Source organism: Paenibacillus sp. J31R98, from assembly GCF_056269245.1.
Genome location: NZ_JBWDNO010000007.1, coordinates 125624 through 139059, shown reverse-complemented (window position 1 = coordinate 139059; position 13436 = coordinate 125624). Strand labels below are relative to the sequence as shown.

Here is a 13436-nt window from a genome sequence, read left to right as displayed (position 1 = left end):
AGCGCTCAGCTTAAAGCCTATATCAGGCCTTTAATGAGCGCTCTTTCTTAATTATTTGCGTCGGCGCAATTTGCGTCGTTCATCGTTCTCCCATTGTCTTAGCGACGGATACGGATCGAAGGACCATTCGACTAAACCTCGATCTCGGTAGATGCCATAATGCAGATGCGGCGGGAATTTGCCAGATGTTCCGGGACGTCCGTAGCCGGAGCTTCCGACCCAACCGACAACTTGGCCAGGCTTAACGGCGCTGCCCACGAATAGCGCCTTGTCATAGCCGGACAGATGCGCATAATAATGATAATAATTATTGAGATCTCGTATGCCCAGCCGCCAGCCTCCATAAGGATTCCAGCCTTTTATCTCAATAATGCCGTAGCAGGTGCTGCGTACAGGAACGCCATAGCCTGCAAAGATATCGGTTCCTTCATGAGTGCGTCGGCCACCCCAGCTGCGGCGCGTTCCCCATGTTCCTTTATAGGAATAGTTATCGCCGATTGGCAGCGGGAACGCATGCTCGAATAGATTAAGCGTCCCGAATGTTTCGTAGAGGCGGGCAAACTGGCGAATCCGCTGGACCGCTCTCGTATTGTGATAATACTGCCATAATCCGATTGAAAAGTCGTCCTCTTCCGTACCGAATCGCATCAAATGATTGGCAACGGAATACAGTAAGTCAGTGTCGTTCGTTCGCACCGCGAGCCCATCGCCGTCTCCATCCTCGCCAAGCCCGCTGAACCAGCGGATCGACATCGGGGATTGGTCATTCATGTCGGGGTTCAGCTCCCCTGCCCATTGGGATTCAGATACGAACACGCTGATGTATTGTCCCAGCTGCTGTCGTGTCTTGGGCCGTGCTTTCGTTATCGTCCGTTCGTACTGGTCGATCGCGGCAAGCCTGAACCAGGGAATGCGAGTGATGACGCTGATTTCGTCATAGAGGATGCGCCTTTTTAAGTAGGAGTCATCGCCCACATCGGATTTCTTGGCGCTCGTGCTCTGCGCTTGCGGTGCTTCAAGAGGATGAGGAGTTCCCGAAGCGGCGCCAGCGGTATGTTCCTGGACTTGGCCGAAGAACTGCAGGTTAATAACTAGAACGACCGTTATTAAGCGTAAACACAAGGATCTCAGAAGTATCGGCCTCCAAGTGCCAACCGGCATACGGCACGGTGATTGCCGCCGGTTGAATGATTAAATTGGGTGCAATTGGTTCGAGTGATGCTCTTCTGTTATGATCTGCAAATCATTGGTTTTTATCCGAAACGTGCTATAATAAGACGCAGAGATTACAGAAAGCAGGTTAACTCCCTTTATGAATAACGAGAAAGAACGAGTACCTAAGCCGGACTGGCTTCGCATACGATTAACGACTGACGGCAACTATGCCGAAATTAAAGAGATGATGCGCACCAAGACGTTGCACACTGTGTGCGAGGAAGCGCGTTGTCCGAATATTTATGAATGCTGGGCGAATCGAACGGCAACGTTCATGATCCTTGGCGATATTTGCACGCGAGCTTGCCGCTTCTGCGCGGTGAAGACCGGCTTGCCGACAGAGCTTGATCTGCAGGAGCCGGAACGCGTAGCTGAAGCTGCGGAACAGATGGGGCTGAGACACTGCGTCGTAACGTCGGTTGCTCGCGATGATCTGAAGGACGGCGGCGCGATGATCTTCGTTGAGACGATCAAAGCGATCCGGAAGCGGCTTCCGCTCTGCAGCGTTGAAGTGCTGATTCCTGACTTTATGGGCAATTGGGATGCGCTTCAAGCGGTAATGGATGCGAATCCGGACATTTTGAACCATAATATTGAGACTGTTGCCCGCTTATCGAATCGCGTTCGGGCAAAGGCGAAATATGCCCGTTCGATGGAGCTGCTGAAGCGCGCGAAAGAAATGAAACCGAACATTCCGACGAAGTCGAGCATTATGCTTGGCGTTGGCGAGGAATGGGATGAAATCCTGCAGGCGATGGATGATTTGCGCGCTGTAGACTGTAATATTTTGACGCTTGGCCAATATTTGCAGCCTTCGAAGAACCACTTGCCGATCGCACGCTATGTGCATCCGGATGAGTTCGCGAAGCTGAAAGAAGAGGGCCTGAAACGCGGCTTCAGCCACGTGGAATCGGCACCGCTCGTTCGCAGCTCGTATCATGCGCATGAGCAGGTTCAATCCGCGTCGGCAACGGAAGCCAAAATATCGGCTACCCTGTAAGAGGGAGGAGAAGCAGACTTGATCCATATCGGCGGCAGAACCTACGAATTAATTCATGAAAACAGAAACGGCTGGAACTTTGAAGCGTTTCGCGAACGATTCAGTGAAGTGCTGGAACGGTACGATTACGTAATCGGTGATTGGGGATATAATCAACTGCGGCTCAAAGGGTTCTTCCGTGACAACCATCCGAAGGTGACGCGCGAAAGCGCGATCTCCTCGATGGTCGATTATATTAATGAGTACTGCAATTTCGGTTGCGCTTACTTCGTTCTGGAGAAGCAACCGGGCGGCTCTAAGTCCGGTGAAGACGGCGAAATAAACGACGATCATGACGGCGAAGATTTCGAGCTGGCGGAAGGCGCGCTCGATGCGTATGTGTCCGCTTCCCGCGCGGTAGCAGCTGCCGCGCAACCGAGCGAAGCGCCTGCTAACGAACATCAGCAGGTGAAGTTCATGCCGCGTGCTGAGCGCGACCTGCGCCGTGAGCAGCAGCGCAACAGTCATCGCAAGGACACGGCGAAGGATGCCGAGAAGGAAGGCGGACGCGAGGGACGCAAACCGTTCGGCAAGGAACGTGGCGATCATGGCGGCCGTCCAGGGCGGAATCAGCAAGATCGTGGTGAGCACAAGGAACGCGGTGAGAAGCAAGATCGTGGTGAACGTCAAGATCGTGGCGAGCGTAATCAGGAGCGTGGCGAGCGCAATCAGCAGCAGCGCGGGGAACGCACGGAACACGGTGAGCGTGGCGATCGGAATGCTGAACGCAGCGGTAATCGTCCGGAACGAAACCGCAACAAGCGGCAGCATTTCAACAATAACAAAGCGCCGGTGGCCGCTGCTTCAGAGCAGTCGAACCACACGCCGCGCGAACGTGGCAATAAAGAGCACAAAGAGCATAAGGACCATGCTCCGAAGCAATCTTAAAATAGGAAACGCCGACTCATCTTCGGATGAGCGGCGTTTTTTTGTTGTTGCTGCGGGAATGCCGAAGAGGTCCAACAAACCAGCTACATTCACCGGAAGTAACTCAGATTAGTCGAAGAAGTCCAGCAAACCAGCTACATTCACGGAGAGTAACTCAGATTAGTCGAAGAGGTCCAACAAACCAGCTAGACACAGGCATTGAGAGAGGCAAAAGCCTCTCTCGACCGCCTCATCTACTCCAAAAGTAAACCGAGAGAGTGAAAATTCGCTCTCAGCACAAGAAACCATACAAATTATCGAGATTCGGCCAATGAGAGAGGCAAAAGCCGCTCTTAACCGCAGCAACCACTCCAAAAGTAAGCTGAGAGAGTGAAAACCCGCTCTCAGCTTGCTCTTCGCGTAATTCTGTTGCTGAGAGCACATATGTGTTCTCTCAGCCCCCAGAAAGGGCCATGTTACTGGGTTTGCGGAGCTGAGAGCACGTATGTGTGCTCTCAGCTGGTTATTCGCGTAATTCTGTTGCTGAGAGCACATATGTGTTCTCTCAGCCCCCAGAAAAGCCATGTTACTGGGTTTACGGAGCTGAGAGCACATATTTGTGCACTCAGCTGGTTATTCGCGGAATTCTGTTGCTGAGAGCACGTATGTGTTCTCTCAGCCTCTTCCCGCCTCTCGACTCGCCAACCCCCAACCCCCAACCCCCCCAACCCAATAAAAAAACTGAGAGCGCCATCTTGCGCTCTCAGTCCCTATAAGTACTGTACGTTATAAAGCCGGGCGTACGATCCGTTCTTCGCCATGAGCTCATCATGCTTGCCTTGCTCCACGATAACGCCATGCTCCACGACGACGATGAGGTCGGCATGGGTGATGGTGGAGAGGCGGTGCGCGACGATAAGCGTCGTGCGGTTCTGTGCCAGCTCAGCAAGCGACTCTTGAATCGCATGCTCCGATTCGAGATCGAGCGCTGAGGTCGCCTCATCAAGCACGAGTATCGCCGGATCCTTCAGGAATACGCGGGAGATGGCGATCCGCTGCTTTTGGCCGCCGGATAGCTTGACGCCGCGTTCACCGATCTCGGTGTCATAGCCGCTCGGCAGCGACATGATGAACTCATGCGCGTTCGCTTTCTTCGCTGCCGCAACAATTTGCTCGCTAGAAGCCTCCGGATTGCCGAGCATAATATTCTCGCGAACCGATCCGCTGAATAGAATATTGTCCTGCAGCACCATCCCGATGTGAGAGCGCAGACTCTCCTGCGTCACATCTCGAATGGATTTGCCATCAATCGTGATCTCGCCCTCCTGCGTATCGTAGAAGCGGGCGAGCAAGCTGACAAGCGATGACTTGCCGCCGCCGCTCATACCGACAAGCGCTACGGTATGACCTCGCGGAATATCCAGGTTAATGCCTAGCAGCACCCATTCGCCGTCATGTCCGTACCGGAATGACACATTGCGGAAGCGAATATCTCCTTTGACATTCGCCAGTGTGGCTGCTTTTGGCGAATCACTAATCTCCGGCTGCTCCCCTAGCAGCTCCATCACGCGTTCTAGCGAAGCGGACGCTTGCGTCAGCTCCGTCGAAGAGTTGACGAGCCGGCGCAGCGGCGCATAGAGCCGGTCCAGGTAGCCGTAGAACGCGACGAATTCGCCAAGCGTCAGCGACTTCTGCACGACCAAGTAACCGCCGCAGGCAAGCACGAGCAGTGGGGCAATCTCCGTCAGCGTATTAATAATCGACTGCGTGAGCGCATTCCAGCGCGTCAGTGCAAAAGCGCGCTCCAGAAACGTCTGGTTCCGCTTGCCGAACTGCTGCTGCTCGTAACGCTCCAGCGTGAAGCTTTTGACAACGGGTATGCCATTCACGTGTTCGTTCAGATAACCCTGCATCTCAGCCATCGCTTGCGAGCGTGAACGGGAATAGCCGCGCAGCCGCTTGTACAGCTTCTTGACCGCATAGCCGTAGAAAGGCAGAATAGCGATCGAGACGAGGGTCAGCAGCACATTCATGTTAAACATAATAATAAGTGCCAGCACCAGCGTAAACATATCAAGCCAGACGTTCATAAGTCCGGTTTCGACGAGCGACTTGGTCTGATCGGCGTCATTCATCATGCGGGAGATGATCTCGCCGGATTTGCGGTTCTGGTAGAAGCGGATCGACAGGCGCTGAAGATGTTCGTACAGTTTGTTCCGCAAGTCAAAAAGCACGCGGCTCGTCGTCAGCTGCGCGAAATATTGACGGTAATATTCGACAGGATAGCGAACGACGACGAAGAGCACAAAGGCAAGCCCGATCGCCTTCATCAGCTTGGATGTCTTCTCATCGACAGACAAGTTCGACAGAAGGATGTCATCGACGACATGTTTAATAAAGAGCGGCAGTGTCAGCGGAATAGCGAATTTGACGACGCCGATGATCACTGCCACCAGAATGAGCCATTTATACGGAGCGACAATCCGTAAATAAGCGCGATAATGATTCATCTACTTCACATCGTAGCCAAGAAACGCTTCGCGCACCCGATTCCAGAACGTGAACGGCCGATAGCGGGCAAAGCTCACTTTGCGCGTCGCGACGCTGCACCGGATGGAACGAATATCGTTTCGGGTAATAGAGAGCTGATCAATCGTCAGCTGCAAGCGCTGGTCTTTGCGCGGGATAATATCGCAGTGATGATGCTGCGGCAGCACAAGCGACGAGCCGAGTGTCCGGTAGATACGATTGTTAATCGAAGCGATCTCAGCGATCTGAAGCGATTCAATCGAAGGATGGATAATGGCTCCGCCTAAGCTTTTGTTATAACCCGTACTGCCTGCTGGCGTGGAAACGACAATGCCGTCACCTCGGAACATCTCGAACAGCTCGTCATTCACGTCGATCTGTGCGACAAGCATATTGTTGATGCCCTTGAGCGTAAATTCATTCAGACAGGTGTAGGCCGAAATTCCCTCGTCGGTCTCAAGCTCGATCTGCGCCAGCGGATAGCGGACAATACGCGGCTCGCATTCCGCCATCATGCGGACAAGATCCTCGATTTCATCGGCCTTCCAATCGGCGAAGAAGCCGAGATGGCCGGTATGGATACCAATAAAGGCGACGTCATGTATCCGATCTTCATACGTGTGAAAAGCTTTCAGAAGCGTTCCGTCGCCCCCGATGGAGATGATGGTGTCCGGCATTTCATCGTTGCGCGCAAGTCCACGTGCAGCTGCAAGCTCATGGAAACGTTCGACAAGCTCCTTCGACAGTTTATCGCCTCTGTCAATGATGACATAGTTCAAACAAACAAGCCCCTTCCGCACGGGTAGTATTTTCACCGAGATTCATGTAGCTTTCTCCGCCCGAAGACGAATATAGCCATTTACACTTTGAATCATAGCGGAAAATGTTGCCGAATACAACGTTAGGCGGCAGGCCCGAGCCAGTCCCAAAGCACATAGATGAGCCCGGTGGCGATGCAGCCATGCAGGAGTCTAGCGATGAAAAAAGGTTTGTAGCGCAGGTCTGTGCGGCTAAGCAAGCTCGCGATCTGAGCATGTACGGATAGGCCGGCCCACGATAGCACAAAGGCGGCAATCGCTGCTTGATGCAGCAGTCCGCTGCTCGTTGCCGCGCCTGCGGAGCGAGAGCCGAGTGTTACCTCGAATAGGCCGTTGACAACAGCATCGGACAGTTCAGGCGGCACGCTGATCAGGCTAAGCAGACCTCGTACGCCTGAGGCGAGCATCTCGATTCCGCCAGCTTGACGGAGCAGCTCCATAATGACGGAGAAGACAACGACGAGTCCGCCGACGACAATCATTAGCCGCAGCGCAGCTTGTACCGCATCCTGCAGCAATGTACCCAGCGCTCGCCCGTCCATCATGCGAGCGGTATGCATCGCTCTTATCGCTTCAGCAAGGCGGCTCTTGCGCCTGCCGCTGCGCTCTTCCGGCTTGGCCTGCGGCGTTAAGGGAGCCTTCCGGTCGTGAAACCGCATCAGCAGACCGATGATAAGGCCGCCTCCGTAATGCGCTGCCGCCAGTACCGGAGCGAGAGCGACGTTATGGAAGAAGCCGACCGAGACGGCGCCAATCAGGAAGATCGGATCCGACGTCGTTGTGAAAGCAACGAGACGTTCGCCTTCCGCGCGATTGATGAGCTTCTGCTCCCAGAGCTGCGCTGTAAGCCTTGCCCCTACCGGATAGCCTGAAGCATAACCCATCGTGACGACGAAGCCGCCGATGCCGGGAATGCGAAATAGCGGACGCATAAGCGGGTCGAGCATTTTGCCGAAGAAATGGACAATGCCAAGCCCAAGGAGCAGCTCCGAGATGACGAAGAAGGGGAAGAGGGCGGGGAAAAGCACCTCCCACCAGATAGAAAGCCCGCGAATGGACGCCCCAAGCGCTTCGCCGGGAAAGCCGATCATGAGCAGCGTTAGGATGGCAGCTGACCATGCCGGTATGACGGCAGGCCGCAATAAATAACGAACGATATGCAAACGAAAAGTCCCTCCCCGTGAGCGAACAATTAGCTCTATTACTGCTATATGTGGGAGGTTGGACAATCATCACTCGAACACATCTAAAGGCACGGAAATCGCCATATATTGCCCTTATATTACAGCAGTGTTACATTTCGAAAACGCTTGCAGAATTGATGTTATTTTGTCCAACCGTATGCTACAATTGTCTCACGTCAATAGAACTTGGAGTGATGACAATGAGTATTATTGCAGGCATTCTTGTGTGTGCATTCGTTTATGTCATCCGCGAGTCACTGGTGGCTCCTGGTGAAGAGGATTACGAAAGCTAAAGCAACTTGCCGCCATCTATTCGAACCACTACTTACACCACAATGCCCTCTTTCATGAAGAGGGCATTTTTTTGTTCTCAATAAATAGGATAAAAGTCCCGGATTATTGTGAGATGACTATTGTGGAGTGACACAAGCTACCCATCTTCAAAGGGTTTGCAGCCCCTTTTTCTCGTTCCGAAGGCACGGTTTCAATCCGTCACGCATTCATGCTAAAATATCTACAAAACACCACTACAAAAGACCTAAAAAATAAGGCGGTATATGACGATGAATAACTATAGCACTATATATGAGGCAATTGGAGGGGCTAAAGGCATTGAAGGTATCGTACAGGCCTTTTATCCTAAAGTGCAGCGGCATCCGCTGTTGGCACCTCTTTTTCCGGAAGATATTATACCCGTAATGGAGAAGCAAACGAAGTTTCTGACACAGTTCTTCGGAGGGCCTTCCTTGTACTCCGATGAATATGGGCATCCGATGATGCGGGGGAGACATCTGCCTTTCCCAATCACCCTAGAGCGGGCGGAGGCATGGCTTGGCTGTATGCGAGAAGCGCTTAGCGAGACGGACTTGCCGGAGGCACTGCAAGAGCTCGTGCTCGACCGGCTATCGGGACCTGCGCATCACTTTATTAATCAATCCTAGATGTAGGCGTGATGGAGTCGCGAAAAAGGTTAGCTATACACAAATTTGAGGGAGACGTGAGTATATGGAACCGCTCTACTTAACATCGATTACATGCATCTGCTGTGAGACGACCTATAAGACATCTCGCGTGCGCCCAAGTTTTAAGAAACCGTCGAATCGGGATACGGATTTCTGCTCGCATTACAAGACGGATTGTAATCCGGACTATTATGTCGTTCGAGTCTGTCCTCGCTGCGGCTTCGCTTCTACAGAGAATGGCGCGGAGCGTATGACGGATGCGCAGAAGAAGGAATATTACGATACTTTCGGTAACCGCTGGATCCATCGTGATTATGGCGGTGACCGTACGAAGGAGCAGGCACTGGAGTGCTACAAGCTGGCGCTCCTCTGCTGCGGAATCATTAAGGAGAAGGATCGGGTCGTAGCCGGCCTCCTGCATCATATCGCATGGTTATATCGGTTCGAGGGAATGCAGGAGCAGGAACAGCGTTTTCTGCGGTTTGCACTTGATGCTTACATCACTGTCTTCGAAACAGAGGGCGGATCGCTCAACAACGCAAAGCTAATGTATCTGATCGGGGAGCTGCACCGCCGTGTTGGGGAACCTCGCAAAGCTGTTCAATGGTTCTCGCGAGTCGTGAATGACAAGCGGATTACGGATGCGTCCATGATCCGGGCGAGCCGTGACCAATGGCAAATGCTGCGAGAGAATTATAACAGTGATCTGCTTGATGATGAACCGGCTGCAATGAATGCTTAAACGATAAAATACATAAACGACGAAAGCCGCTCAGGCTAATGCCTGGGCGGCTTTACTTGTTACGCTTGGCGCAGCGTTGTGTCGGTTAGCAGGTAATCCTGATCTGCATCAACAACCGTAACGCGGCTGTGGCAGCATGGGAAGACAAGCAGCTTCTTTGTGCCGGAACGAATGAGGTCAAGCTCCTTCGGTCGCATCGGAAGCAGGACGTTATCCTTGTGACAGAACGGGCAGGAGGAGACGTAGACGTCTTTCATAATGATATCATAAGGCCATGCGCGCTCGAACGGGATCACTTGTCAGTATCTCCTTTGGACTCACTTTCCGGCGAGTTCTTGGCCGCAAGCTCGGCAATCTTTTGCAGCAAAATATGTTTCGGCATATGCATTAGATGCTCCAGCGGCACGCCAAGCTCTTTGGAAAGCTTGATCGCTGTCTCTGGAGACAGCTGTAGGGGTTGCGTCATCGTGGTTACACTCCTTTATCGGTCGTATTGGTTGGCGCTGCTTGCATAAGCAGGGCTTCATTCTTCATAGTATGGGTAATGTATGAGTAGAGGACAAACCTCACAAGTTATACTTTCAGTTATACACTGACACTGCCAATTTCGCAAATAGCGAGAACGAGGGGGAAAAGCGTGAAAACAGCATATCCGCAAGCATGGGATTTAGAAGTGTTGTATGCAGGAGGCTCGCATTCAGGGGCGTTCTTGCAAGAATTAAGCGGTATGGAGGCTGATATCGAGGCTTTAACGCTTCAGCTGGCGGAGGCGAAGTCGGAAGGCGCGAGCGCTCCTGCTGTGGAACAGTTGAATAGATGGACTGCAGCCGTTCAATCGATTCTGCTGCGAATTCGCCAATCGGATTCCTTCGTAGGCTGCTTGCAGGCGCAGCAAATGAAGGATGCAGCTGCGAATGGGCTTAATGATCGCGTGAAGACGCTGTCGGCGAAATTCAATGGCGCACTGACGGCTTTTGACGAGCAGCTGCTCAATGTGGATGATTCTGCTTGGACGAGCTGGCTTCAAACCTCGGAGACAGCAGCCCAGGTTGCTTTCGTGCTGAATGAGCGTCGAGAAGCGGCGAAGGAGAAGCTGCCTCCAAGCCAGGAGGCGCTTGCTGCTGAGCTTGCCGTCGACGGTTACCACGGCTGGGGAGATTTCTATAATACAATCGTATCGCGAATCCGATTCGAAGTGACGGAGGACGATGGCGCGGGCAACGAAGTGAAGAAGCAGCTATCTGCCGGCCAGATGAGCAATCGCCTCACGAACAGCAAACGCGCGGTGCGTGAAGCTGCGTTCGAGGAGTGGGAGCGCGAATGGAATGAGCAAGGCGACCTGTGCGCGGATACGATTAATCGTATCGCAGGCTTCCGTCTGAAGCTATATGAGAAGCGGGGCTGGGGCTCTGTGCTGAAAGAGCCGCTCGCGATTAACCGGATGAGCGAAGCGACGCTCAGCGCAATGTGGGCAGCAGTGACCGAAGGCAAGCCGAAGCTGGTCAAATACTTGGAGCGCAAGGCGGAGCTGCTTGGATTAAAGCAGCTTGATTGGCATGATGTTGGTGCGCCGCTCGGTGCTTCGCATAAGGTTGTGCCTTATGATGACGCAGCGCAGATTATATTGGAGCAATTCCGCGCGTTCAGCCCTGATCTGGCGGATTTCTCCGAGAAGGCATTCCGCGAAGGTTGGATAGAAGCGGAAGATCGTCCTGGCAAACGTCCAGGCGGCTTCTGTACAGCGTTCCCGAAGAGCGGGCAGACTCGCATCTTCATGACTTATTCGGGCACGGCTTCCAATGTCTCGACGTTGGCGCATGAGCTGGGCCATGCGTATCACCAGCATGTCATGAATGACCTGCCGCCGCTGGCGCAGGAATATGCAATGAACGTGGCGGAGACGGCTTCTACATTCGCGGAGATGATCGTGTCTGATTCAGCGCTTAAGGCTGCAACTGAGCGGAGCGAGAAGCTGGCGCTGCTGGACGATAAAATTCATAGCGCAGTTTCCTTCTTCATGGATATCCACTGCAGATTCTTGTTCGAGACAAGGTTCTACGAGCGCCGGGGTCAAGGGATGGTCACGCATGAAGAACTCAGCAAGCTGATGGAGGAAGCGCAGGAAGAAGCGTTCAGCGGCGTGCTCGGCAAGAAGCATCCGCATTTCTGGGCGTCGAAGCTGCATTTTTATCTCACGGATGTGCCGCTCTACAACTTTCCATATACGTTCGGGTACTTGTTCAGCTGTGGCATCTACGCGGTCGCGAAGAAAGAAGGTCGTTCGTTCGCGGACCGTTACGTGGCGCTGCTGCGTGATACGGGACTGATGACTGTAGAAGAGCTGGCGCAGAAACATCTAGGCGTAAGGCTGGATGAGCCGGGCTTCTGGCGCGAAGCTGTTGAGCTGGCTTTGGAGGACGTCGATACGTTCCTCGAGCTGACGCGTTAAAACAGGGAATAGAATCCTCTGCAATGTGGAATACTGGGATATAGAAGGAACGGTGCGGCCTGTTTATGCAGGTGACTGCGCCGTTTTTCTGTCAGCAGGCCTTGAAGCAGAAAGGGGATTACAGAACATGCAAGTGGAACAGACATTTGTGATGGTGAAGCCAGACGGTGTGAAGCGAGGGTTGATCGGGCCAATCATTACGCGGTTTGAGCAAAAAGGATTTACGCTTGCAGCGATTCAGCTGCGGTCGATTGACCGGGCACTTGCAGAGCGCCACTACGGTGAACTGAAGGAGAAACCGTTCTTCGGCGAATTGGTCGATTATTTAACATCCGGTCCTGTCTGCGCGATGATATGGCTTGGGGAGCATGCGGTTGAGAATGCGCGTTCCATCATTGGCAAGACGAACCCGGTCGAAGCGTCTCCGGGCACGATTCGCGGTGATTTTGCCCTCGATATTGCCGGCAATATTGTTCATGGCTCGGATTCTCAGGCAAGCGCGGAGCGGGAGATCTCATTATTCTTCGGTGACGCCGGCACTGCGCTGGCATCGGCCGTTCTGGCTCCGATACATCTGGTTACTGGGACGGACCATACGGATGGCGATCGAGCGATTCATTGATAGCATGCCCCAAAAAGTTGAAAGCCCTCGCGATTCTCATGTTGAGAACGGAGGGCTTTCGTTATTTGGGGTAATGAAGAGAAAAAGGGCTGAATTAGAACGTTTCGTTGATTACGAGCTTGTCGAGCGGAAGACGTGCAGATGTACGTCCTGGTGCTGCCGCTTCGCCGATTGGAATCATCATAACTGGGATGAAGCGCTCAGGGATGTTCAGAGCTTCTACGAGCTTCGCTTTGTCAAAGCCGCCCATTGGTACTGTATCGTAGCCTTTAGCTTTGGCAGCAAGCATCAATTGCATAGCAGCAAGGCCTGCGTTCTTGTTCGCTTCATCACGTGCTACTTGCTCAAAGGAGTACGCGCCTTCGATTTGGTTGATCATGTTGTCGTGGATATCCTGCGAAATGTGGCCAGCAGCATGAGCGCCTCCGAAGATTTCGCGGCCAGTGATGTTAGCTTGCAGGTCGCCCAGAACGACAACGACTACGGAAGCGTCAGATACTTGTTGTTGTCCGTATGCGATTGGAAGGATTAGATCCTTCTGAGCTTGCTCTTGAACAACGAGGAAACGCCATTGTTGCAGGTTCCAAGACGATGGTGCAGCAGCAGCCAGCTCCAAAATCTCGTTCAATGTTTCTTGCGGGATAACAACATCTCTCTTGTATTGACGAACCGAGTGGCGCTCGCGCATTACTGTTTCAGCTGAAACCGCTGTGTTTGTTGTTTGTGTCATTGTATATCTCTCCTTGGTCTTGGTTTAATTGTAAATATAAGTAACTTACTTGTTGGTTGCTTACTTACCTTAGTATAGTTCACTTACAAAAGATAAGCAACTAATTTATTAGTGAGTTATTTTGGTAGTGCTGGCAGCTACGTGAGAAGAGTGGGCGGTTGCGCAGGTTTTCAAAAAAGGTTGACGATCGATTCATTATTGTGGTAAATTATGGTCAATTATTAAATAGGACAGCTTACGGAAGCACCGTAACTGCGCAGATCATCTGCGCCGTTATGG

The 13436-nt window shown here is 52.6% G+C and carries 13 protein-coding genes; 6 read left to right on the top strand and 7 right to left on the bottom strand.

Annotated features, from left to right (window positions below; genetic code table 11):
- Positions 1-51 precede the first annotated feature (51 nt).
- Positions 52-1122, bottom strand: a complete 1071-nt coding sequence (locus AC0YNX_RS23200; RefSeq protein ID WP_475818087.1) for a M23 family metallopeptidase — start codon at positions 1120-1122, stop codon at positions 52-54.
- Positions 1123-1312: 190 nt separating this feature from the next.
- Here AC0YNX_RS23200 and lipA point away from each other — a divergent pair, with 190 nt between their 5' ends.
- Positions 1313-2215: a lipoyl synthase gene (lipA, locus tag AC0YNX_RS23195; RefSeq protein WP_475818086.1), complete on the top strand. Its 903-nt coding sequence runs from the start codon at positions 1313-1315 to the stop codon at positions 2213-2215.
- An 18-nt stretch (positions 2216-2233) separates the two neighbouring features.
- Entirely contained in the window at positions 2234-3142 is a 909-nt protein-coding gene (locus AC0YNX_RS23190; RefSeq protein WP_475818085.1) for a YutD family protein, read from the top strand.
- Positions 3143-3891: 749 nt separating this feature from the next.
- Here AC0YNX_RS23190 and AC0YNX_RS23185 read toward each other — a convergent pair.
- From AC0YNX_RS23185 to ylbJ, 3 genes are all read right to left on the bottom strand, one after another.
- Positions 3892-5631, bottom strand: coding sequence for an ABC transporter ATP-binding protein (locus AC0YNX_RS23185; RefSeq protein ID WP_475818084.1), 1740 nt, complete (start codon positions 5629-5631; stop codon positions 3892-3894).
- The gene (locus AC0YNX_RS23180) at positions 5632-6429 is read right to left on the bottom strand and encodes an NAD kinase (protein WP_475818083.1); all 798 of its coding nucleotides are present in this window, start codon (positions 6427-6429) and stop codon (positions 5632-5634) included. It abuts the gene before it with no gap.
- Between the two features lie 122 nt (positions 6430-6551).
- A complete protein-coding gene (gene ylbJ / locus AC0YNX_RS23175) occupies positions 6552-7625 on the bottom strand; it encodes a sporulation integral membrane protein YlbJ (RefSeq protein ID WP_475818249.1) in 1074 nt (357 codons plus the stop codon).
- A 590-nt stretch (positions 7626-8215) separates the two neighbouring features.
- On the opposite strand from ylbJ, the gene AC0YNX_RS23170 reads away from it, so the two are divergent.
- The gene (locus AC0YNX_RS23170; protein ID WP_475818082.1) at positions 8216-8593 is read left to right on the top strand and encodes a globin domain-containing protein; all 378 of its coding nucleotides are present in this window, start codon (positions 8216-8218) and stop codon (positions 8591-8593) included.
- Positions 8594-8657: 64 nt separating this feature from the next.
- The gene (locus AC0YNX_RS23165) at positions 8658-9356 is read left to right on the top strand and encodes a DUF2225 domain-containing protein (RefSeq protein ID WP_475818081.1); all 699 of its coding nucleotides are present in this window, start codon (positions 8658-8660) and stop codon (positions 9354-9356) included.
- A 59-nt stretch (positions 9357-9415) separates the two neighbouring features.
- Here the strand turns inward: AC0YNX_RS23165 and AC0YNX_RS23160 are convergent, their stop codons facing one another.
- Both AC0YNX_RS23160 and AC0YNX_RS23155 read right to left on the bottom strand, forming a co-directional pair.
- On the bottom strand, positions 9416-9652 hold the full coding sequence (locus tag AC0YNX_RS23160; RefSeq protein ID WP_475818080.1) for a hypothetical protein: 237 nt from the start codon (positions 9650-9652) through the stop codon (positions 9416-9418).
- Complete coding sequence (locus tag AC0YNX_RS23155; RefSeq protein WP_475818079.1) at positions 9649-9822, bottom strand: YycC family protein; 174 nt, start codon at positions 9820-9822, stop codon at positions 9649-9651. Before AC0YNX_RS23155 ends, AC0YNX_RS23160 begins: the two co-directional genes overlap by 4 nt.
- A gap of 171 nt (positions 9823-9993) precedes the next feature.
- Between AC0YNX_RS23155 and AC0YNX_RS23150 the strand changes: the two genes are divergently transcribed.
- Both AC0YNX_RS23150 and ndk read left to right on the top strand, forming a co-directional pair.
- Positions 9994-11805 (top strand): M3 family oligoendopeptidase, encoded by a 1812-nt coding sequence (locus AC0YNX_RS23150; RefSeq protein WP_475818078.1) that lies wholly within the window; start codon positions 9994-9996, stop codon positions 11803-11805.
- A 127-nt stretch (positions 11806-11932) separates the two neighbouring features.
- Positions 11933-12427, top strand: a complete 495-nt coding sequence (gene ndk / locus AC0YNX_RS23145) for a nucleoside-diphosphate kinase (RefSeq protein ID WP_475818077.1) — start codon at positions 11933-11935, stop codon at positions 12425-12427.
- A 94-nt stretch (positions 12428-12521) separates the two neighbouring features.
- On the opposite strand, the gene AC0YNX_RS23140 is transcribed toward ndk, so the two are convergent.
- The gene (locus AC0YNX_RS23140; protein ID WP_475818076.1) at positions 12522-13157 is read right to left on the bottom strand and encodes a nitroreductase family protein; all 636 of its coding nucleotides are present in this window, start codon (positions 13155-13157) and stop codon (positions 12522-12524) included.
- Positions 13158-13436 lie beyond the last annotated feature (279 nt).

Coding starts and splice junctions, on each gene's coding strand:
- lipA (WP_475818086.1), top strand. CDS start 1,313: ATGAATAACGAGAAAGAACGAGTACCTAAGCCGGACTGGCTTCGCATA.
- AC0YNX_RS23185 (WP_475818084.1), bottom strand. CDS start 5,631: ATGAATCATTATCGCGCTTATTTACGGATTGTCGCTCCGTATAAATGG.
- AC0YNX_RS23170 (WP_475818082.1), top strand. CDS start 8,216: ATGAATAACTATAGCACTATATATGAGGCAATTGGAGGGGCTAAAGGC.
- AC0YNX_RS23165 (WP_475818081.1), top strand. CDS start 8,658: ATGGAACCGCTCTACTTAACATCGATTACATGCATCTGCTGTGAGACG.
- AC0YNX_RS23155 (WP_475818079.1), bottom strand. CDS start 9,822: ATGACGCAACCCCTACAGCTGTCTCCAGAGACAGCGATCAAGCTTTCC.
- ndk (WP_475818077.1), top strand. CDS start 11,933: ATGCAAGTGGAACAGACATTTGTGATGGTGAAGCCAGACGGTGTGAAG.
- AC0YNX_RS23140 (WP_475818076.1), bottom strand. CDS start 13,157: ATGACACAAACAACAAACACAGCGGTTTCAGCTGAAACAGTAATGCGC.